The following is a 21,071-nucleotide window of genomic DNA, read 5'->3' as shown; positions in this document are numbered from 1 at the left end:
TTGTACGGTTGGTGGCTGAGGTTCTCAAAGCCACCATCATTTAACATAATAAAAATACAACGATTCATTAATTAATTTCAATATTTAAAATTAACTATATTTAAAATATTAACCCACCGTATTTTTCCGATATCTGTAAAGGATAATTACCATTGTTTTCTTCTTGCATAGATAAATGTGCCAATTACAACCAAAGCCATTGCTCCCAATGCTCCATAATAGCCGTATTTATGGTGCAGTTCCGGCATATTATCGAAGTTCATACCATAAACTCCGGCGATAAATGTGATCGGTAAAAAATAAACCGAATAAATTGCAAGAACTTTCATCACTTGGTTTGCTTTTTGGTCAGAAAGAGCCAAAAACATGGATATGAGGTTGGTAATCTGGGCGTTCAGGTGATCAAAATCTGCTACAACGTCCTTGTGTTTATCTTTTAAATCAAAAACCTTGGAATCGTCGAGATTCAGAAGCTTAAATTTATCAACCGCATCGGTAGAAATCGTTAATACCCTGGAATTCAGCCCGGATTTTCTTTTCAGCTTATATAATCTTTTAATCTGGTTGGTATGGTTGGTGTTTTTCAGGAAAATCTCATTTTCTATATTATCCATTGTTTCCAGCAGGCTTACGGATTCATCATCGAAGCTTTTCATTACTAATAGAGCAATACGCAGTGCAATATCGTCCACAGTAGTTGCTGTTTGAAGAGAGGTAACCTGCTTCTTTGTCTCGGCTATACTTTTTGTTTTCATCCTGTGTATGGTAATGATCGTTTTACCGAGCAGGAAAATCCCGATTTTGGTACTTATATCGCTTATTGTGTTCAGATTTTTTCTTTCCAGTTCGGTACTTTCGCGCAGAAGGAAGAATTTTACCTCACCGTCTTCCTCGTATTTCGGAAGATGATTGGGATCCAGGGTGTCATCCAGAAGAAGAGTATTGATTTCATATCTTTCATGAAGAAACTGCAAGTCTTCCGCATCGGGAGCTTCCACGTCTACCCATTCGCATTGGGAATCTCTGTATAAGGTATTAATTGGCATAAAGTAAAAATAGCAATATTTTGAAATACTATGTGTTAAATAAGTCTATCTTTGCCAAAATTATAAAAACTATATGATTAAAAGTACAATAAAAGGTATCGGATTTTATGTTCCGGAAAATGTTGTTACCAATGATGATTTAGCAAAATTAATGACCACTAATGATGAATGGATCACGGAAAGGACGGGTATAAAAGAAAGAAGGCACAGAAAAAACAGAAATGATTCTCAGGAAACCACAGCTTTTTTAGGATTCAAGGCATCTGAAAAAGCCCTTGCCAGTGCAGGCCTTACCGCTAAAGATATTGATTATATTGTTTTTGCCACACTTTCTCCGGATTATTATTTTCCGGGTTGCGGTGTTCTGCTTCAGGATATGCTGGGTTGTGATACCATCGGCGCTCTGGATGTGAGAAACCAATGTTCAGGTTTTGTGTATTCAATGAGTGTTGCGAATGCTTTCATAAAATCAGGAATATATAAAAATATTTTGGTGGTGGGTGCAGAAGTTCATTCTTTCGGCTTGGATTTTACGGATGAAGGAAGAGGCGTTTCCGTTATTTTCGGGGATGGGGCAGGAGCCATTGTGCTTTCAGCAACGGAAGATGAAAATGCTGGTGATGTTTTAGCAGTAAATATGCATTCTGAAGGAAAATATGCGGATGAACTTTGTACACAGTTCCCGGGATCTAAGTACGGATGGAGCGACAGAATGAGAAAAGAGCCGGAAAATGTGACCAATAAAGAAGTTTATCCTATTATGAACGGGAATTTCGTGTTTAAAAATGCGGTTACAAGATTCCCTGAAACGATGTTGGAAGCATTGAATAAAGCTGGAAAAAAAATCGAAGACATCGATATGTTTATCCCTCATCAGGCAAATCTTAGGATAGCGCAGTTTGTACAGCAGAAATTTGGTTTAGCAGATGATAAAGTTTATAATAATATCCAGAAATACGGAAATACTACTGCCGCATCTATTCCTATTGCGTTAAGCGAAGCGATTGAGCTGGGTAAAATTAAGAGGGGAGATTTGGTTCTTCTTTCGGCTTTTGGAAGCGGTTTTACGTGGGGAAGCGTGCTATTTGAATATTAACCTGTTTTTATATATTTTAGAACCTCATCTTTTGATGAGGTTTTTTATTTTATTCATAAGTTGGATGCAGGCTGCTATGTATTTTTTATTACATCTGCTTATATGCTTTCGGGCAGTATAATCCAATTGATTAAAGGTTTAATTCAGATAAAAATTTTTGTTTGAGCATTAGATATTAAGATAATTTTTACTAAAGATATTTTTTTTAAGAAAAATAATAACTCACCAGATAGTTAAGTATTCCTCCCTGTAAAGTCCTATGAACAAAGCGTTATCAGCTATTTAAGCAGGAAAAATACCTTAATTTTATAAGAATTTTTGCTTTTGAATTTTATTTAAATATTTGTGGATATTGTTAAATTTTTGATAATATCCATAATGAAGTATAAAACTAAATATGATGTCTAAATGAATTTTATATTTATAAATAATTATCTATCATATTATTTAGCTAAAATTGTTGTTTAAACGTTTAATATATCAATATAATTATTATTTCTCTAAGAAATAATAAAAAAAGATTACTTGAAAATATCTCCGCAATTTGAATTATATATCATGAAACCCTTGTTAAATCGAGTGTTTCTGTGAGATTATTTTTTTTGAATTTTATAATTATATGTTAAAAATAATATAAAAAATGAAAAAAAAATTGTTTGTGTGGATTTTTTTTTAATACTTTTGCATCAGAAAACAACAAAAAACAATTAAGTGATGAAAAAAACTTTATCAGCAGCCATTATTTTGGCAGCTACTACTTTGGGTTATTCTCAAGTTGGTATCAATACTACAACGCCTGGTTCTACATTAGATATTACAGCAAAAAATTCTACGGGTACTACAAAAAATGTAGACGGTTTATTAGTTCCAAGAGTAGACAGAGAAAGAGCTCAGTCTATGGCTTCTATCCCAGTTTCTACTTTAATCTATGTAAACAGTATAGCAAAAGGAACACAAACAGGAAATGCTGTGAATATTGATGCGGTAGGATATTATTATTTCGACGGATCTGTATGGGTAAAGCTTAATGCAGGTTCTGGCTCAGCAACATCAGTAAACATTTATAACTCTGATGGTACGCTTACCGGAAACAGAACAGTGTCACAAGGTGATAAAACTTTAACATTCAACGGGACATCGGTGAATGCATTTTCAGTAGATGGGAAAACACTTTCTGTAGATGCAGCCAACGACAGAGTTGGGATCGGAACAAATGCTCCGGAAAACAAGGCTCATATTGTAACTACCACTCCTACATCTAACAGATATACTCTAATTGATGCTCCTGCAGGGGCAAGCGAGGCAGTGAATCTTGCTTTAAGAAATACTTCTCCGCTTGCTAAGGGTAATCTCTCACTTTTAGGTTTTAATAACAGCGGACCTACTGGAGGTGGTGCAGCATGGGGTATAGGATCTATCAGAACAGGTAATACTCTAACTACCGGAGGCGAGGAAGAATTTTACATAGGGAATTCTACAGGAGCGAGTTATACGGAAAGATTCAGAATTACTACTGGAGGTAATGTGGGGGTAAATACTTCAACGCCTACTAATACTTTTGATGTGAATGGTACTGCAAGAGTAAGAACTATTAATCAGATAAGCCAAGGCACATTAATCACTCCGGTATATGTGGATAGTAATGGTGTTCTTGTGAAAGCAAATCCGAGTAATATCAATCAGATAGTAACAAACTCAGTTAAGGTTTCACCAGGAGCTACGGGAACACTTGTAAGTGGTTTGCCAATAGGTGCAATGTACAGAGTTGCTGTTACAATTTATGACGGATGTACAAATGCCGGTATGGCAGAATATTATGTAGCGATGTCTGCTACCGGATTGAAGTCTGTAAACTCTATTGGCGGAATGCTGGTAAATAGTGGTTCATCTCCGAACTTCAGCAGAGTGAGCGAAAATACTATTCAGACAACATGGCCAAACTATGCTCTTTGTCAAGGTGGTTCAACTACGAATTTTAATTATACAATTATTGTAGGAGGGGGCGATATTTCGATTAAAAATGACGGAACCATTACCAATCAGTATAACGTAGTGGTAACAAGAATGGACCCTATCTAATCTAATATTTTCAAAAATTTCTAAAAGCTGCTCTTCATTTAAGGGCAGCTTTTTTTAATATTCATTTCAATAAAACTTAGTATTTAAAAAACAACAAAAATCTCAGTATATTAATAAATGAAGATATAGTGTAATTATATTATATAAAAATCACTATTCATGGAAAAACGGAACTCCTATTGCAGCATCGGATGCTACAAAGGCACAAGGGGCATCTACCATAGTAGTAGCAGTGGATACATTTAATGCTGGAGATACTATTTCGGTAGATTTCGGAACTAAACCAAATATTGCGGATAAAGATCTGACAAAGTTATCTATATTCAGATTTGATTAAATTTCAAAGCAAATATTCTTTTAGTGAATGAATTTTAAATTCGAAAGAAATGAAAAACGGGCTGTCTCTGAATCAGCCCGTTTCTTTTTAAAATATTGATTTAAGAAGCTTTTCTGTATCCGTAGAATCCTCTCCAGATTTTTTTGCCAGCTCTATTGACTTTTCAGCCCATATTTTCGCACTTTTCTTATCTCCTACTTTATTGTAAAGATTGGCAAGAGTATCCGTATTGGCGTAATTTTCACTTTTCTTTACAGATTCCTGAGCCCATGCGATTGCCTTTTCCAGGGAAGATTTTGTATTTACATTTTCAAAGAAATTCCAGGCTATTGAATTCAGCTCTTCAGAGCTTAAAGCTGTGGTGTCTTTGTAAAGCTCAAGGGTAAGTTTTTCGTAAGTAGGGATATCCTTTTCTTTTAATGCTCTTCCGGCTTTTGCTCTTTTTAGGATTTTTTCAGCTTCATCTTTCGTTAAGAATTTTTGAGCTTCGGTCATGAAATAGCTGTCATTCCATATTTTTGTATCAGCATTATAAGATTTTTTAAAGATACTGTTGATCTTGATATTTTTATCAAAAGCGTCATATCTTTGAGCAGGAACAATCTTTGTGATTTCCGCTTTCTTTGATTGGAAAATCTTGTACAAAGGACTGTCTGTAGTTTGGGTGCCGGAAAGAAGCATCTGAATATCATCTCTGTCAAATTCTTTCTTTTCACTAAAATAACGCTCCATTACCCTTCCCGAAAACTCAGCATCATTATACATGGTAAGTTCCGCAAGATTTTTTAAGAATGCTGGATCTTTTTCACCGTTTTCGAACTTTTGCTTTAATGCTGTTAATCTTTTGTTTGGATCACCTGCATCTTTTGCAAACTGGATAAAATCATTCTCTTCCACATACCCCAGTGTTCTGTGTACTACTTCACCGTTTCCGTCTACAAAAAGATAGGTTGGGAATGCCTTTACATTATATTTCTTTGCAAGATCCACACCTTCACCTTTTTCCATATCAATCTTTGCATTCACAAAATTGGCGTTGTAATAATCACCTACAGATTTTAAAGGAAAAATATTTTTAACCATCAATTTACAAGGCCCGCACCATGAAGCGTAGGCATCTATAAATACAAGTTTATTTTCTTTTTTTGCTTTTGCAAGAATGGTTGCAAAATTGGAATCTTCAAATTTAATACCCTGTGCGAAAGCCAGTGCTCCCAGGAAAAGGGTAGAGAATATTAATATTTTTTTCATAGAACTTTTATTGATTGCAAATGTAATAATTAAGTTAATATATCAGTCTTAGTTGAATAAAAATAGTTACAATATCGTTTTGACTATTTTTTTACGGGCAAGTTAAGTGACAAGCAGTAAGGTTTTAAAATAAAAAAAACCGCAGAATTTCTACGGTGCTATATTTTTGGCTGAATTAAAACAATATAAGCCTTATTTTGTTTTTGCTGAATCAGCTTTCATTTTCAGGCTGTCGGCTGTAGCAGATTCGGAATGTGCGGCAGCGGTATCACCCATACTGTTTCTCATAAATTCTTTATTTCTTTCGTCCTTAAATTCTTCTCTTTCTTCTTTTTTCTGAGCGCAGCTTCCTAAAAAAAGTAAACCTAAAACAGCTCCTATCCATAATTTTTTCATAGTAATTTCTTTTTAATGTTTAGTATTAATCAAATATAATGATAAAAAGATAAAAGATAAAAGATAAAAGATAAAAGATAAAAGATAAAAGATATCTTCCCTAAACCCTAAACCCTAAACCCTAAACCCTAAACCCTAAACCCCGAACCTTAAAATAAAAAAATCCACAGAGCTTTCATCTGTGGATTTTCCATTTTAAGTTAAACTTTTATATTTACTTAACAGGCGTTGCGGTGGCAGAATCTGTTCTCATTTTCAGAGAATCAGGAGTTGTCGTTGTGGTAGTCATTGTATCAGTCGTGGCAGGTGCTACATTTGTTGTTGTATTATCTACCGCTGTCGAATCATTACTACTTGTAGACATTGAAGATTCTTTGGTTCCGCAACTTACTGTAATTATTCCTAAACCTAAACCTACAGCTACTAAAATTAACTTTCTCATAATACTTTGTTTTTTGTGTGTAATAGGATTATTTCAATTATTATTCCAAAAATGATTTAATTATTATTAAAATATTGATAAAGTGATTAAATTATGTTAATGGTATAATTAATGGCAGTAATTAAAATAGAAAACCCCGGAACCGAAATTCCGAGGCTGTATATAGTGAGCAATGAATTACTTATTGCCCATTACTCATTACTTATCAATTAATTATCCAAGATATGGATATTTATAATCTTTAGGCGAAACAAAAGTTTCTTTAATAGATCTTACGGACGTCCATCTCAATAAGTTCATTTTAGAACCTGCTTTATCATTAGTTCCGGAAGCTCTGCCCCCACCGAAAGGCTGCTGACCAACAACTGCACCAGTCGGCTTATCATTGATATAGAAGTTTCCTGAAGCATTTTCCAACGCTTTGAATGCTTCATTGATAGCATATCTGTCTTGTGCAAAAACAGAACCTGTTAAAGAATAAGGAGAAGAAGAATCTACCAGTTCCAGAGTTTCCGCCCATTTTGCATCTTCATAAACATATACTGACAAGATTGGGCCGAAGATTTCTTCCACCATACTTTCATATTGAGGATTTGTAGTTTCAATTACCGTTGGGTGTACAAACCATCCTTTGGAATCATCACATTTTCCACCGATTACTACTTCAGCTTCGTTGGAAGCATTGGCTCTGTCAATATATCCTTTACACTTTTCGAAAGAATTTTTATCAATTACCGCGTTTACAAAGTTGGATGGATCTTCAGGAGATCCTATTTTAATAGAATTGATCTGAGATTCCATTACTTTTTTCACATCAGCCCAAAGGGATTTCGGAATATAAGCTCTGGAAGCCGCAGAACATTTCTGTCCCTGATATTCGAAAGCACCTCTTACCAAAGCCGTTGCCACAGCTTCTACATTAGCTGAAGGGTGAGCGATAACGAAGTCTTTTCCTCCGGTTTCACCTACGATTCTAGGGTAAGTTCTGTAATTGTGAATATTGTCACCGATCATTTTCCACATTCCCTGGAAAACTTTCGTAGAGCCTGTAAAATGAAGTCCTGCAAAATCTCTGTGAGCCAAGACTTTCTCGGCAGTTTCCTTTCCGTCTGTGAAAATCATGTTGATAACTCCCGCAGGAAGACCAGCTTCCGTAAGAACATCCATGATCACTTTTGCAGAATAAATCTGCTTATCAGACGGTTTCCAAACCACTACGTTTCCAAGCATTGCCATACAGGTAGGTAAATTTCCTGAAATTGCTGTAAAGTTGAAAGGTGTTACTGCAAAGCAAAAACCTTCCAGTGGTCTGTATTCTACACGGTTCCAGATTCCGGCATCAGATACTGGCTGCTCAGAATACATTTCCGTCATAAATTCAACGTTGAATCTTAAGAAGTCGATAAATTCGCAGGCAGAATCAATTTCAGCCTGGTGAACATTTTTAGACTGTCCAATCATGGTAGCAGCATTGATGACATCTCTGTAAGGTCCTGCTAAAAGGTCAGCCGCTTTTAAAAAAATAGCAGCACGATGTTCCCAGCCAAGCTCATTCCATGCTTTTTTTGCTGCCAAAGCAGCATTAATCGCTTCATCCACATGCTGCATTGTTCCTCTGTGGTAAAAACCGAAATCATGGCCGTGATCCTGAGGAGACTGAAGCTGAACTTTATCACCGGTTTTTACTTCCTTTCCGTTGATAACCATCGGGATTTCTATTTTTTCAGCCCACATTTTTTTGTATTGAGCGATAAGGCTTTTTACTTCCGGAGTCCCCGGTGCATAAGAATTTACCGGTTCGTTTACTGCAAATGGTACTTGCGAAATTGCTTTTGACATATTATGTTGTATTGTTTTAATTCAAAATATTGGTACACAAATTTACAATAATTAAAGCAAAGAAAAAATACACACCATTTATATCAAACATTATCTTTTCCTATGAAGAAGATCTTCCTTACAATTAAAATAAGAATGTTTTAATTTGAAAATTATTCTAATATTTGAGCAATCAAATTAAAATAAATCACAATTTGAAATGTTAAAAATGATATTGGTTGATTAATTACAATTATTAATTAAAATTATATTAATTTAATAATGAGATAATTATAAACGTTATAAATAAAATAAAAACTGTTTTTGTTTCGATTTTGAACATTTTTAATTACCTTTTTGATAGCCGGAATCTTTACAATGTTATAAATTTACACTATACAATGATGGTATGAAAAAGAAATTTTTTTCGTTTTCTTTTGCGTTAATTTTACTGACTTTATGTGCGGGTTTATTTGCACATGAGGCTAAAATTAATTCATACCAGAACACTTCTTCAGAAAACGGTTTTCAGCAGAAATCCCACCACAGTCCTGAAGTGTTTGCTGTTTCAGATCTGCAGGATGTCCAGGATTGCAATGATCTTGAAAAGATAAAATTTGACTATTCTGTTTTAGAACAGCAATGGCTGGATTTTTTCTTTGCAGAATCTGGTTTCAGTATGCCGACAGCTTCCGTACAGAACCTCGTTTTTATTTCAGCTCCACGGTACATTTTGTATCATTCTCTGCAGATTGCAGGCTGCTAATCCTTATTTACAATTCTGATTTTCGATTTGCTCTTTTCCTGAACAAATCTATGATCTCCTTTATTATTATTTCGATTTAAAATGAAACTTGAATTTGCTTTTTCATAAAGCAGACAAGATATCTCATGTTCAATTTATAATTAAAACAATATGCATTTAACACCAAGGGAAACAGAAAAGCTTATGCTTTTTATGGCAGGTGAACTGGCGCTGAAAAGAAAAGCCAGAGGCCTGAAACTCAATTATCCGGAATCTATAGCTCTTATCAGCCATTTCTTGCTGGAAGGAGCACGGGATGGGAAAAAAGTAGCCACACTAATGCAGGAAGGTGCTAATCTTTTGACAAAAGAGGACGTCATGCCCGGAGTGGCAGAGATGATTCACGATGTTCAGATAGAAGCCACTTTTCCGGACGGAACCAAACTTGTAACTGTACACAACCCAATTCGCTAAACCTTAATTGTTATGAAACCAGAAGAAATTTCAAAAGAACAAAATGCTGCCACAGGTACAAATAATGACCAGCTGCAGGTAAAAGTAGTTGACACATCTGTTACCACTGTAATTCCAGGCGAAATCTTCGTAAAAGAAGGAACAATTGTCTGCAATGAAGGCAGACAAACTGTAAAAATAAAAGTAACAAATACAGGAGACAGACCGATACAGGTGGGTTCTCATTTTCATTTTTTTGAAGTAAATAAAGCAATGAGCTTCAACCGGGAAGCAGCATTCGGCAAAAGACTGAATATTGTTGCAAGCACCGCGATCCGTTTCGAACCGGGAGAAGAAAAGGAAGTAGAACTGGTAGAAATAGGAGGCAGCAAAATAGCAAGAGGATTCAATAATCTTGTTGATGCTTCCGTAAATTCTGAAGAGCAGAAAAAAGTCAGTCTTGCAAAAGCGGAAAATTTAAATTTTAAAAATCAGTAATTATGAGCTTAAACGTAGACAGAAAGCAATACGCCAATATATTAGGACCTACAGCAGGAGATAAAATAAGGCTGGGAGACACCGAAATCATTATAGAAATTGAAAAAGATTTTACCCATTATGGTGACGAAGCTGTTTTCGGGGGTGGAAAAACCGTGCGTGACGGAATGGGACAGAACGTAACTGCTAGAAGGGATGAAGGTGTGCTTGATCTTTGTATTACAGGTGCTGTGATTATCGATCATTGGGGAATTGTAAAAGCAGATATCGGTATTAAAGATGGTAAAATTATAGGCATCGGAAAAGCCGGAAATCCCGATACAATGGATGGTGTAACACCGAATATGATCATCGGAGCTTCCACGGAAGTACACGGTGGTAAAGGATATATTGTAACAGCAGGCGGAATTGACACTCACATCCACTACATCTGTCCCCAGCAAATAGAAACGTCTTTGTACAGCGGAATTACAACGATGATTGGAGGCGGAACAGGCCCAAATGACGGAACCAATGCAACCACCGTAACTCCCGGTAAATTTAATATGCAGAAAATGTTGGAAGCGGCTGAAGAATATCCTATGAATTTAGGTTTTTTCGGAAAAGGAAACTGTTCTGCGGAAGGGCCAATTGAAGAGCAGGTGGAAGCCGGAGCTTTAGGGGTAAAAATTCATGAAGACTGGGGCGCAACTCCGGCAACTATTGATACTGCTTTAAAAGTTGCCGATAAATATGATGTGCAGGTTGCGATTCATACCGATACATTGAATGAAGGAGGTTTTCTTGAAGATACAATGAGAGCCATTAACGGAAGGGTGATCCATACTTTCCACACGGAAGGCGCAGGCGGAGGCCATGCTCCGGACATTATCAAAGCTGCTATGTATCCAAATGTGCTTCCCGCTTCTACAAACCCTACACGTCCTTATACCATTAATACCATTGATGAGCATTTAGACATGCTGATGGTTTGTCATCATTTAAGCAAAAATATTCCTGAAGATGTGGCTTTTGCAGATTCCAGAATCCGCCCGGAAACCATTGCAGCAGAAGATATTCTTCATGATATGGGTGTTTTCAGTATCATGAGCTCAGATTCTCAGGCGATGGGAAGACCGGGAGAAGTTATTACCAGAACGTGGCAGACAGCCAGTAAAATGAAAGATCAGAGAGGTTCTTTACAGGAAGATGAGGGAGCCGGAAACGATAATTACCGTGCAAAAAGATATGTCGCAAAATATACTATCAATCCGGCGATTGCTCACGGTATTTCAGAATATGTAGGCTCTGTTGAAAAAGGAAAGCTGGCAGATTTGGTGATCTGGAAACCTGCCTTATTTGGAGTAAAGCCTGAAATGATTGTAAAAGGAGGCTTCGTAATTGCTGCAAAAATGGGTGACCCGAATGCTTCAATTCCTACGCCGCAGCCTGTCATTTACAGAAACATGTTCGGTGCGCATGGAAAAGCAAAATATGGAATTTGTGCCAACTTCGTTTCTCAAATTTCTATTGATAACGGAACAATCGCAGAATATAAGCTGGAAAAAATGATTCTTCCGGTAAAAAACTGCCGTAATATTTCCAAAAAAGATCTTATCCACAATGACAAAACTCCTTTAATTGAAGTAAATCCTGAAAATTATAAAGTAACGGTAGACGGGGAATATGTCACTTGCGAACCTGCTGAAAAGCTTCCTTTAACCCAATTGTATTATTTATTTTAAACCGTTATGCGTTTTGGAGTTTTGCATTTCAAATTAAGTGAACGGCTTTGTTTAGCTTAATAATAATATCAAGAAATCTTGTCTCACTTTGCGATCAATTAAACGCAAGGATAAGGTTTAATTAAATCAAATTTTTATTCTAAAATGATCATCAACGAAACAAAAGGCAATATAAAAGACCTCGTCTCAACCGATAAGCTCATTGACTATCTTGATCTTGAATGGTTCGAAACCACAAAAAGGATTCAGAGGAAAAAAACAAGACTAGGGATGGAGGTTGCGATAAAATTCCTCAGGGAAGGGCAGCGTCTGCGCGAAGGGGACATTCTTTATGAAAATGAAGAAAAGGTAGTCGTAGTCAATATCCTAGAAACCGAAGCAATTGTAATGACTCCGGTTTCCATGCTGGAAATGGGGACGGTCTGCTATGAGATCGGGAACAAGCATATTCCACTTTTTATCCAGGAAGATAAAGTGTTGCTGCCTTTCGAAATGCCTATGTACAGATGGCTGGAAGCAAGTGGCTTTAAACCGGAAAAACAATCCGTAAAGCTGCTGAATCTTTTGAAATCAAACGTAGAACCGCACGGGCACGGCAGCTTGGGTTCCTCTATTTTTACTAAAATTTTAAAAATGGCAGCTCCAAAAGATGAATAATTTAAATATAAACTTTTTGTCGGGGTTACTCCATCTTTCGGATCCTACGCTTCCTATTGGCGGTTACACGCATTCCAACGGGCTTGAAACATTTGTCCAGCAGAGAATTGTAAATGACCGGCATTCAGCAAAGGAATTTGTAGAAAATATGCTTCAATATAACCTTAAATATAACGACGGCGCTTTTGTAAAACTGGCGTATGAAGCTACAAAGGATGAAAACCTGCAATTACTTCTGCATCTTGATAATGAATGCAATTCTTTAAAATGCCCGAAAGAAATCCGCCAGGCAAGTCAGAAATTAGGCCTTCGTTTGATCAAGATTTTTAAAAGAAAAGAAAGCTTCCCGCTAATGGAAGCGTATGAAAAGGCAGTTCAAAACCGTGAAGCAAATTCACATTACTGCATTGCTTTCGGAATGTATGCAGCTTTGATGAAAATTCCTTTATACGAAGCATTGCTGGGGTTTTACTACACTTCAGTGGCCGGGATGATTACAAATGCAGTGAAGCTTGTACCTCTTGGTCAGCTGGATGGACAGGATATTTTATTTGAGCTATATGCTGTAATGGAAAAAACCGCCTTGGAAACAATGGAAATCGACAGGGATTTAGTCGGGCTTTGCAACACGTCGTTTGATATCAGGTGTATGCAGCACGAAAGATTGTATTCAAGGCTTTATATGTCGTAAATGCAAAATCGCAGAATAGCAAACGGCCTATAATTTTTAAAAGCTAAAGGAAATATGTACAAACGGCAAATTGCTGATTGACCTATTTTCCAATTAAACAAAATCAATTAAAAAAATGGAAAACAGAAAATATATAAAAGTAGGAGTAGCAGGACCTGTAGGTTCAGGTAAAACTGCATTATTGGAGAGATTGAGCAGAAAAATGTTCGGAACGTATGATCTTGGTGTTATTACCAATGATATTTATACCAAAGAAGATGCAGAATTTATGGCTAAAAACAGCCTTCTTCCACAGGAAAGAATTATCGGTGTTGAGACCGGAGGATGCCCTCATACTGCGATCCGTGAGGATGCAAGTATGAATCTGGAAGCGGTGGATGAATTGGCTGCCCGCTTCCCGGATATTGAATTGGTTTTAATTGAAAGTGGTGGAGATAATCTATCAGCAACATTCAGTCCGGACCTTGCGGATGTTACTATTTTCATTATTGACGTGGCGGAGGGTGAAAAAATCCCAAGAAAAGGTGGGCCGGGTATTACAAGGTCAGATTTATTGATTATCAATAAAATAGATCTTGCCCCACACGTTGGAGCCAGCCTTGAGGTGATGGAAAGAGATGCAAGAAGGATGAGAAACGGAAGCCCTTTCGTATTTACCAACCTTAAAACTGATGAAGGTTTGGAAAAAGTGATAGGATGGATAAAAAAATACGCTCTTCTTGAAGAAATTGAAGAACCGGAACTGGTAAGATAAATGGATAGTCATTTAAATATCATCGCAGGATTCAAAAACGGAAAATCTTATGTAAAAGACCTTTATGTTTCACTGCCTTTCCGTGTAGTTTCTGTGGGCCAGCGAAAGGATGATGATAAGCTCTACCAGATGGTGATGAGCTCTTCGCCCGGAATTCTGGACGGTGATCATTATCATCTGGATATCGTGCTGGAAAAAGGATCATCACTGCAGTTGCAGTCGCAGTCGTATCAGAGGCTTTTCAATATGCAGGATAAAGCGGTTCAGGAGCTGAATATTTCTATGGAAGATGAAACGTCTTTCGCCTATGTTCCGCATCCTGTGGTTCCTCACGAAAATTCAAATTTTAAAAGTACAGCTAAAATTAATATCGGAAAAAACAGTCAGATTATTATCAGCGAAATTATTACATGTGGGAGAAAACATTATGGTGAGGTTTTCAAGCTTAAACGGTTTCAGAATCTGATGGAAATTTATCATAGTAATAAGCTCATTATTAAGGATAATGTTCTCATACAGCCGGATCTTATCCCCATCAGCATCATCGGAAATCTGGAAAAATATACGCATCAGGGAACCTTAATTTTCTATAGCACAAAAGATGAGGAAGATAAAGACCAGCTGATAGAAACTATTATTGAGCTGGCAGAAGCTGACAAGGATGAAATGGAAGTGGGTGTTTCTGCGATGGAAAACAATGGTTTTGTGGTAAGAGCGTTGGGACACGGTGGTGAATTGATGTATAACTTTTTTCTGAAGATTCAGGATATCCTTTGGGATTTAGATAAAAAATTAAAAAATGAATAGCACAGTCTGGGCGCTTTTACTAAGTGCCGTTTCAATAAGCTTTATACATACGGCTTCCGGGCCGGATCATTATCTGCCGTTCATTGTGATTTCAAAATCAAAAAAATGGAACGAGATGAAAACCGCTGTTTTAACGGTGGTTTGCGGTTTTGGCCATGTGTTAAGCTCGTTAATTTTAGGGTTTGTCGGAGTTTTTCTGGGATGGCAGCTGAACAAAATTTCGTGGTTTCAGGATTTAAGGGGAAATTTTTCGGGTTGGGCGTTGTTGGTTTTTGGGGGGATTTACCTGATTTATGGATTGGTGCAGGCTGTCAGGAATAAGCCGCATAAGCATTTCGATGTGATGGGAAATGATGTGTATGTCTATGAGCATAATCACTCTGAAATGGTAATGCCTCAAAAAAGAATAAAGGTTACCCCACTTGTACTTTTCATGATTTTTGTGATGGGGCCAAGTGAACCGCTTATTCCGCTTTTATTTTATTCCGGTGTAAAACATTCTATGTCAGAAATTTTAATTCTGGTGACTTCATTTACTCTTACTACCGTGCTTACAATGCTTGGGATGGTGCTTTTGGGACGTTACGGTTATTCAACATTATTTAATACTGAAAAGCTGGAACGGTACATGGGTGTGGTAAGTGGAGCAGTAGTGACCCTCTGCGGTATCGGAATGGTGTTTCTGGGATGGTAATATGGAGTCAATACTGAATTTGCTCTGCAATTAATAGTGAATTTTTAAATAAAAGTTAAACAATCTTGAAATTCGCAAGCGAAACGAATTAACCATTCACGATTCACTTTTTTAACTTTAAACTAATTATTTATGGATACATTTTTTCAAAAGATCCCTTTTGTCGATAAGGTTCTGAAGGGAATCGGGCAGATTATGCTTCAGGAAAACCGATGGACAGGGGTTTTATTTCTTATTGGTATTTTTATGGGAAGCTGGCAGGGCGGTGTGGCAGTTATACTTTCAACTGCAGTCGGAACTTTTACTGCAATGAAACTGAACTATGATAAATCTGAAATTGATGCAGGCTTATATTGCAGGTAAAAGATGCAGATGACAGATTTCCTGTTTCCGATGCGCTTATCACGTACAATCGGGGAACCAGCCATACCCATTCCGGGACGGATGGGTTTTTCACATTTTCTTTAAAATCACTTCCTGACACCTTGGTTATCAGTCATAAAGGCTATGAAGATACAAAGCTCACTATTTCTGATGCGGAAGATAAAAATAAAGTGGTTTTTTTACAGCACAGGCCTTTCCAGATTTCTGAGGTTTCCATTAATCATCATTCGTTTTTAACAGCCATTACGAAGGTAGATTTAAATAAATTCCCGGTCAATTCTGCTCAGGATTTATTGAGGAAAGTTCCCGGATTGTTCATTGCTCAGCATGCGGGGGGAGGAAAGGCAGAGCAGCTGTTTTTAAGGGGTTTTGATGCCGATCATGGTACCGATGTAAGCGTAAATATGGACGGAATGCCTGTAAATATTGTCTCTCACGCACATGGACAGGGATATTCTGATCTTCATTTTGTAATTCCGGAAACGGTAAATAATATTGATTTCGGAAAAGGGGCTTATTATATGGACAGAGGAGATTTCAACACGGCCGGTTATGTGGATTTTAAAACTTTCGACAGGCTGAATAGCAGTATGATAAAGCTGGAAGGCGGTTCTTTCAATTCCAAAAGAATCCTGGGAATGTTCAATATTCTGAACGATGAAAGCGGTAGAAAAAATGCCTATCTCGCCACGGAATACAATTATACGGACGGGCCTTTTGATATAAAACAAAATTTTAACCGGATCAATATTTTTGGAAAATATAATCAGTGGATTACGGATAATGATTATTTTAATATCCAGTTTTCCACTTTTACCTCTTCATGGAATGCATCCGGGCAAATCCCGGAACGCGCTGTGGATAAAGGAATTATTGACCGTTGGGGAAGCATAGATCCTACAGAAGGCGGGAAAACTTCCAGAACGAATATTCAGGCGAATTTTAAACATATTATTTCACCTTCTGAACAGGTAGATGCTATGGCATTTTATTCTAAATACAATTTTAATCTGTATTCTAATTTTACTTTTTATTTAAATGATAAAGAAAACGGTGATGAAATTCAGCAGACGGACGGAAGAAATATTTACGGAGCCGAGGTAAAATACACGAAAAATTTTTCGATGTCCAACAGTTCAATGAGCTGGATTTCCGGTGTCGGATTTAGGAATGATGATATTAATACTTTACAGCTGAACCACGTTTACCACAGGGATAAGCTGATCAATAAGCTGGGGGATGCCAATGGAACGGGAACCAATCTTCATGTATTTTCAGGACTGATTTGGAAAACCGGGAAATGGACCATAAATCCAGCTCTGAGAGTTGATCATTTTATTTTTAATATGCACAATCTGCTGGATCCTGAAACACTGCCTTCCGGACAATCCAAAGAAGCGACAAGAATCAGCCCTAAATTAAACTTTTCCTATGCCCAAAGTGATAATATCATGTGGTTTTTAAAAATGGGAATGGGTTTTCATTCCAATGACCTGAGGGTAGTGGTTCCGAACAAGGATCAAAACACACTCCCATACTCAGCTGGAGGTGATTTTGGAGTGAGACTGCATCCTTTCAAATCGTTGATTATTACCCCGACGGTTTGGTATATGTATCTTCAGCAGGAGTTTGTATATGTGGGAGATGAGGCGGTAGTTGAGCCTTCCGGAAAATCGCAGCGGTTCGGGGCAGATCTGGGAATCCGTTTTCAGCCGTTGGAAAATTTTTACCTGAATGCGGATATTAATTATTCCCATGCAAGATTTACCGAAGAGAAAAAAGGAGAAGATTATGTTCCGCTCGCGCCGGTAGTAACAAGCACCGGGTCTGTAAACTGGGATTTTCTTCATGGTTTTTCGCTTGGTTTACAGTACCGTTATCTGGGAGCCAGACCTGCAGCAGAAGACAACAGCTTAAGAACAAAAGCCTATTTTGTAAATGATCTTATGCTTTCCTATAACCGTAAAAAATGGGGAGCCAGTATTCAGGTTAATAATGTTTTTAATGTAAAATGGAATGAAGCTCAATTTGCTACGGAAACTCAGTTGATGGGAGAGGCTGAATCTGTGACGGATATTGCTTACACACCAGGGAATCCTTTGGGTGTAAAGCTTGGACTGTATTTTAAATTTTAAATTGATTTTAACTAAAAGTAGTATTATTTTCCTGAAACTTTTTAGAATTGAATTAAAATTAATTTAAGCAAGATGATATTGTTAATTTTTTCATAAGTTATTGATAGATTAGATATTAAAATAAAATTAAAATTTCAAAAAATAGGATTTATTGCATTGAAATTGTTGTCCTGATACAATAATTTGAGATTAAAACATGGAGGTACTTTCCAATTTTCAATATAAAAAACTTTTTCTTCCGAACATTACAGATAAAATCTTGGCCAACAATGCGGATGTGCAGCTGTACAGGCTGGAAAATTACCTGAAAGGAATCCTGATTCCGGTAATCCCATATCGTACGACGTTTAATTTTATCATTTTCGTAACGGGTGGGCATATCAAGCAGTATGTGGAAAATAAAGAATATGAAGCCGGAAAAGGCGAAATTATTTTCATTAAGCAAGGAACCATTACGGCAACTTTGGAACTTTCGGATGATATTGAAGGTTTTTTTCTGGCTTATGAAAATAATATTTTATCTGAGCAGGAACTCCCGAAATATAAAAACAGCATCTTTTTCATGAATCCTTTTCTGCAGCTGGATAGCCTTACGGGAGAAATGGTCATGCAGCTTCTTCCGATCATGGAACAGGAGCTTTGGCTGAGTGGCCTTAATGTAAATGATGTAGTAATCACCATGCTGCACCTGATTTTGGTTAAAATGCTGAATGCGGATTCCAGTTCACATCACAGATCTGCAACCCGGCCTATGGAATTATCCCTTCAGTTCAGGGATCTTTTATTCAAATGTCATGTAGTTGAAAAAAGGGTGGCTTTTTATGCAGAAAAGCTTTCTGTTACGGAAACGTATCTCAACAGATGTGTAAAAAGCATTACGCAAAAATCTCCCAACCAATGGATCAATGAAATTGATATTAATTACAGCAAAGCCTTATTGCAGTCTAGTAAAGATATCGCAGAAATTGCATATGAGCTCAATTTTCAAACTGCATCTCATTTTACCCAGCTGTTTAAAAAAATTGCAGGAATTACCCCGAAAGAATACAGAAACCGGTTTCTAAACAACAGAATTATGGCAGTAACAGGAGAGATTGCCATCGAAACGAATTAACAATTCACTAGGTCACATTTTCTCATTTTCCAAAATTTTTAACACAAGTTTTTCTTCATGTGTCAAACCTGCCTTACCGTCATTCTCTTCTATTTTTTCCAGCTCATCGAGGTATTTTTTGATCGTATTATTTTCGTAAAGATTGATTACTAAAGGGTGAACGTAATATTTCCTGCAGACCGTACTTGTATTTCCAAGATGAGAAGCTACCATTTCAAGGGCTTCTTTTACTTTTTTCTTGTATTCCGTATGGGTTTCTGCGTAGCCTATTTCTTTAAAAGCAATTAAAGCGCTTACCGTTCCGGACCACGTTCTGAAATCTTTAGCCGTAAAATCTTCACCGCTTATTTCTTTTATATAATCATTCACCATCCCGGAATCCACGGTATGTCGGTTCCCTTCATCATCAATGTACTGAAAAAGTTCTTTTCCGGGAATGTCTTTGCATTTTTGTATCAGCCTGGAAAGCCTTCTGCTTTTAAGGTCAATATCATGCATGATACCTTTCTTACCTTTAAAATGGAAGGTAATTTTCTGCCCTTTTATTTTGACGTGTTTGTCCTTTAAAGTGGTTAATCCGAAAGAGCCGTACAGTTTTTCATACGCATTATTTCCAATCCGTATGTTGGTTCGCTGCATCAGACTCACAATTAAAGCTAAAATTTTTCTTTTTTCGAAGTTTCGTAATGCCAAATCTTGTTCAATCTGAAGCCTCATCTGTGGCAAAGCATACCCGAACTGCAGCATTCTGTAAAATTTGGTGTGATTTCTCAAGGCGCTCCACAAAGGATGATAACGGTATTGCTTTCTTTTTTTTGCATCAAAGCCTGTAGCCTGCAGATGGCCGTTATCCAGAGCGCAGATCCACACATTTTCCCATGCCGGAGGTATAACCAGCTTGTTGATTCTTGAGATTTCGTCTTTGTTTTTGATTCTTTCGCCGTCTTTGTAGTAAGAATATTTCTTCCCGGTTTTTTTACGGGTGATGCCGGCCGTTTCTGCATCGGAGGTATATATAAGATGTACCGCCTTTGCAGAAGCCTCCGGATCTTTCATAATCTTGACAATCTTTGAAGGTTTCAGATGGGAAATGATTTCTAAGTCTGAATTTTCCATAAGATTTGGTTAAGAGTTCTTACCCCTTGAAAATAGCCATAAAATAATAGCTACTACGCCTACTACTAATATAATTCCCCACCACATTCCTGCTTCAAAAATTGTCTCTACCGCTTCACAACTCGTCAATGTGAGTAAACTCAATATCGTAATACTGTATAAGCTCCATTTTTTCATGATAATTTATTTTTTGGTGTTATTATTTAAATTCTATGATGGTCGGCTCGCCAGTTTTTAATGGATTTTTTTATTTCGTTCCCCGAAATATTTTCATTGAGCGCCTTGTATAGCAGCTCTTTAAATTCATCATCATAAGCAAACCTCAGGGCTGCAATCTGATCGAATCCCAATTTGCTTTCAGCTTCATCAGACCGCTGGCCGAAAATTTCAAAATACCTCTGCTTAAATTCAAGCCGTACCAGTCTGTTCTGAATGCCCAATGCATAATGTTGCCTCACCATGATTGCAAGATATAAAAGCAGAAAAATAACCGTTGAAAATAAAATCCAGATCAGTTGATTTTGTTCGTCATTAAAAATTTTATAAACTCCAATACCTTCCAGCACAAGTAATAATGGCAAATAAACAAAATGATGTGGAGGATAAAATTTCCTGTGATTATTGTAATTCTGTCTTTCCATATTGTGTTATCTAGCAATAACCTTTCCAAAATGTTAAATTTTTAATCATTATAGGTATTTGTGGTACCTAAATATTATTTATTTTTTATCAAATGGTTTAATTTTTAACGATATATAATGAAAAACAATAATATTCAGCATTAAACTAATAAGTATAAAAGACATAAATATATGTAGGAAGCAAAATTCCCCT

The 21,071-nt window shown here is 36.8% G+C and carries 22 protein-coding genes; 14 read left to right on the top strand and 8 right to left on the bottom strand.

Features of this window, described 5'->3' with window-relative positions; genetic code table 11:
- Positions 1-146: 146 nt before the first annotated feature.
- Complete coding sequence (locus H560_RS0113790) at positions 147-1,046, bottom strand: magnesium transporter CorA family protein (RefSeq protein WP_027380590.1); 900 nt, start codon at positions 1,044-1,046, stop codon at positions 147-149.
- A 73-nt stretch (positions 1,047-1,119) separates the two neighbouring features.
- Between H560_RS0113790 and H560_RS0113785 the strand changes: the two genes are divergently transcribed.
- Both H560_RS0113785 and H560_RS22455 read left to right on the top strand, forming a co-directional pair.
- Positions 1,120-2,142: a 3-oxoacyl-ACP synthase III family protein gene (locus H560_RS0113785; protein ID WP_027380589.1), complete on the top strand. Its 1,023-nt coding sequence runs from the start codon at positions 1,120-1,122 to the stop codon at positions 2,140-2,142.
- 714 nt (positions 2,143-2,856) lie between these two features.
- Positions 2,857-4,221, top strand: coding sequence for a hypothetical protein (locus tag H560_RS22455; protein ID WP_051289337.1), 1,365 nt, complete (start codon positions 2,857-2,859; stop codon positions 4,219-4,221).
- Positions 4,222-4,645: 424 nt separating this feature from the next.
- Here the strand turns inward: H560_RS22455 and H560_RS0113775 are convergent, their stop codons facing one another.
- The 4 genes from H560_RS0113775 to pruA form a co-directional block, all read right to left on the bottom strand.
- Complete coding sequence (locus H560_RS0113775; protein ID WP_027380588.1) at positions 4,646-5,809, bottom strand: thioredoxin family protein; 1,164 nt, start codon at positions 5,807-5,809, stop codon at positions 4,646-4,648.
- Positions 5,810-6,001: 192 nt separating this feature from the next.
- Positions 6,002-6,205 carry a hypothetical protein gene (locus H560_RS0113770; protein ID WP_027380587.1) on the bottom strand — a complete coding sequence of 68 codons (204 nt, stop codon included), beginning with the start codon at positions 6,203-6,205 and terminating at the stop codon, positions 6,002-6,004.
- Positions 6,206-6,419: 214 nt separating this feature from the next.
- Complete coding sequence (locus tag H560_RS0113765; RefSeq protein ID WP_027380586.1) at positions 6,420-6,647, bottom strand: hypothetical protein; 228 nt, start codon at positions 6,645-6,647, stop codon at positions 6,420-6,422.
- A gap of 213 nt (positions 6,648-6,860) precedes the next feature.
- Positions 6,861-8,486 (bottom strand): L-glutamate gamma-semialdehyde dehydrogenase, encoded by a 1,626-nt coding sequence (gene pruA, locus H560_RS0113760; protein WP_027380585.1) that lies wholly within the window; start codon positions 8,484-8,486, stop codon positions 6,861-6,863.
- Between the two features lie 388 nt (positions 8,487-8,874).
- On the opposite strand from pruA, the gene H560_RS0113755 reads away from it, so the two are divergent.
- The 12 genes from H560_RS0113755 to H560_RS0113700 all read left to right on the top strand — a co-directional run bounded on the left by H560_RS0113755 (position 8,875) and on the right by H560_RS0113700 (position 19,121).
- Positions 8,875-9,231 carry a hypothetical protein gene (locus H560_RS0113755; RefSeq protein ID WP_027380584.1) on the top strand — a complete coding sequence of 119 codons (357 nt, stop codon included), beginning with the start codon at positions 8,875-8,877 and terminating at the stop codon, positions 9,229-9,231.
- Positions 9,232-9,381: 150 nt separating this feature from the next.
- Positions 9,382-9,684: an urease subunit gamma gene (ureA, locus tag H560_RS0113750; RefSeq protein ID WP_027380583.1), complete on the top strand. Its 303-nt coding sequence runs from the start codon at positions 9,382-9,384 to the stop codon at positions 9,682-9,684.
- Between the two features lie 72 nt (positions 9,685-9,756).
- On the top strand, positions 9,757-10,161 hold the full coding sequence (ureB, locus tag H560_RS0113745) for an urease subunit beta (RefSeq protein WP_051289340.1): 405 nt from the start codon (positions 9,757-9,759) through the stop codon (positions 10,159-10,161).
- 2 nt (positions 10,162-10,163) lie between these two features.
- Positions 10,164-11,885, top strand: coding sequence for an urease subunit alpha (gene ureC, locus H560_RS0113740; protein ID WP_027380581.1), 1,722 nt, complete (start codon positions 10,164-10,166; stop codon positions 11,883-11,885).
- Between the two features lie 144 nt (positions 11,886-12,029).
- Positions 12,030-12,542: an urease accessory protein UreE gene (gene ureE / locus H560_RS0113735; protein WP_027380580.1), complete on the top strand. Its 513-nt coding sequence runs from the start codon at positions 12,030-12,032 to the stop codon at positions 12,540-12,542.
- Positions 12,535-13,233 (top strand): urease accessory protein UreF, encoded by a 699-nt coding sequence (locus tag H560_RS0113730; RefSeq protein ID WP_027380579.1) that lies wholly within the window; start codon positions 12,535-12,537, stop codon positions 13,231-13,233. Before ureE ends, H560_RS0113730 begins: the two co-directional genes overlap by 8 nt.
- A 115-nt stretch (positions 13,234-13,348) precedes the next feature.
- Positions 13,349-13,987, top strand: coding sequence for an urease accessory protein UreG (ureG, locus tag H560_RS0113725; protein WP_027380578.1), 639 nt, complete (start codon positions 13,349-13,351; stop codon positions 13,985-13,987).
- The gene (locus H560_RS0113720) at positions 13,988-14,794 is read left to right on the top strand and encodes an urease accessory protein UreD (RefSeq protein WP_027380577.1); all 807 of its coding nucleotides are present in this window, start codon (positions 13,988-13,990) and stop codon (positions 14,792-14,794) included. It begins immediately after the preceding gene.
- Positions 14,787-15,488: a membrane protein gene (locus tag H560_RS0113715; protein WP_027380576.1), complete on the top strand. Its 702-nt coding sequence runs from the start codon at positions 14,787-14,789 to the stop codon at positions 15,486-15,488. The genes H560_RS0113720 and H560_RS0113715 overlap by 8 nt, the downstream gene beginning before the upstream one ends.
- Positions 15,489-15,620: 132 nt before the next feature.
- Positions 15,621-15,851, top strand: a complete 231-nt coding sequence (locus H560_RS0113710; protein WP_027380575.1) for an urea transporter — start codon at positions 15,621-15,623, stop codon at positions 15,849-15,851.
- Complete coding sequence (locus H560_RS21645) at positions 15,842-18,007, top strand: TonB-dependent receptor (protein WP_228372480.1); 2,166 nt, start codon at positions 15,842-15,844, stop codon at positions 18,005-18,007. Before H560_RS0113710 ends, H560_RS21645 begins: the two co-directional genes overlap by 10 nt.
- A gap of 196 nt (positions 18,008-18,203) precedes the next feature.
- On the top strand, positions 18,204-19,121 hold the full coding sequence (locus H560_RS0113700; RefSeq protein WP_027380574.1) for a helix-turn-helix domain-containing protein: 918 nt from the start codon (positions 18,204-18,206) through the stop codon (positions 19,119-19,121).
- Positions 19,122-19,133: 12 nt separating this feature from the next.
- Here H560_RS0113700 and H560_RS0113695 read toward each other — a convergent pair whose 3' ends face one another.
- From H560_RS0113695 to H560_RS0113685, 3 genes are read right to left on the bottom strand one after another with little or no spacing between them, the layout of a single operon-like run.
- Entirely contained in the window at positions 19,134-20,237 is a 1,104-nt protein-coding gene (locus H560_RS0113695; protein WP_027380573.1) for a DNA topoisomerase IB, read from the bottom strand.
- Positions 20,238-20,246: 9 nt separating this feature from the next.
- Positions 20,247-20,414, bottom strand: coding sequence for a hypothetical protein (locus H560_RS23120; protein WP_027380572.1), 168 nt, complete (start codon positions 20,412-20,414; stop codon positions 20,247-20,249).
- Between the two features lie 26 nt (positions 20,415-20,440).
- Positions 20,441-20,878, bottom strand: coding sequence for a DUF6526 family protein (locus H560_RS0113685; RefSeq protein ID WP_027380571.1), 438 nt, complete (start codon positions 20,876-20,878; stop codon positions 20,441-20,443).
- Positions 20,879-21,071 lie beyond the last annotated feature (193 nt).

Source organism: Chryseobacterium daeguense DSM 19388 (assembly GCF_000430825.1).
Taxonomy (GTDB): Bacteria; Bacteroidota; Bacteroidia; order Flavobacteriales; family Weeksellaceae; genus Chryseobacterium; species Chryseobacterium daeguense.
This window is presented reverse-complemented; position numbering and strand designations above follow the sequence as displayed.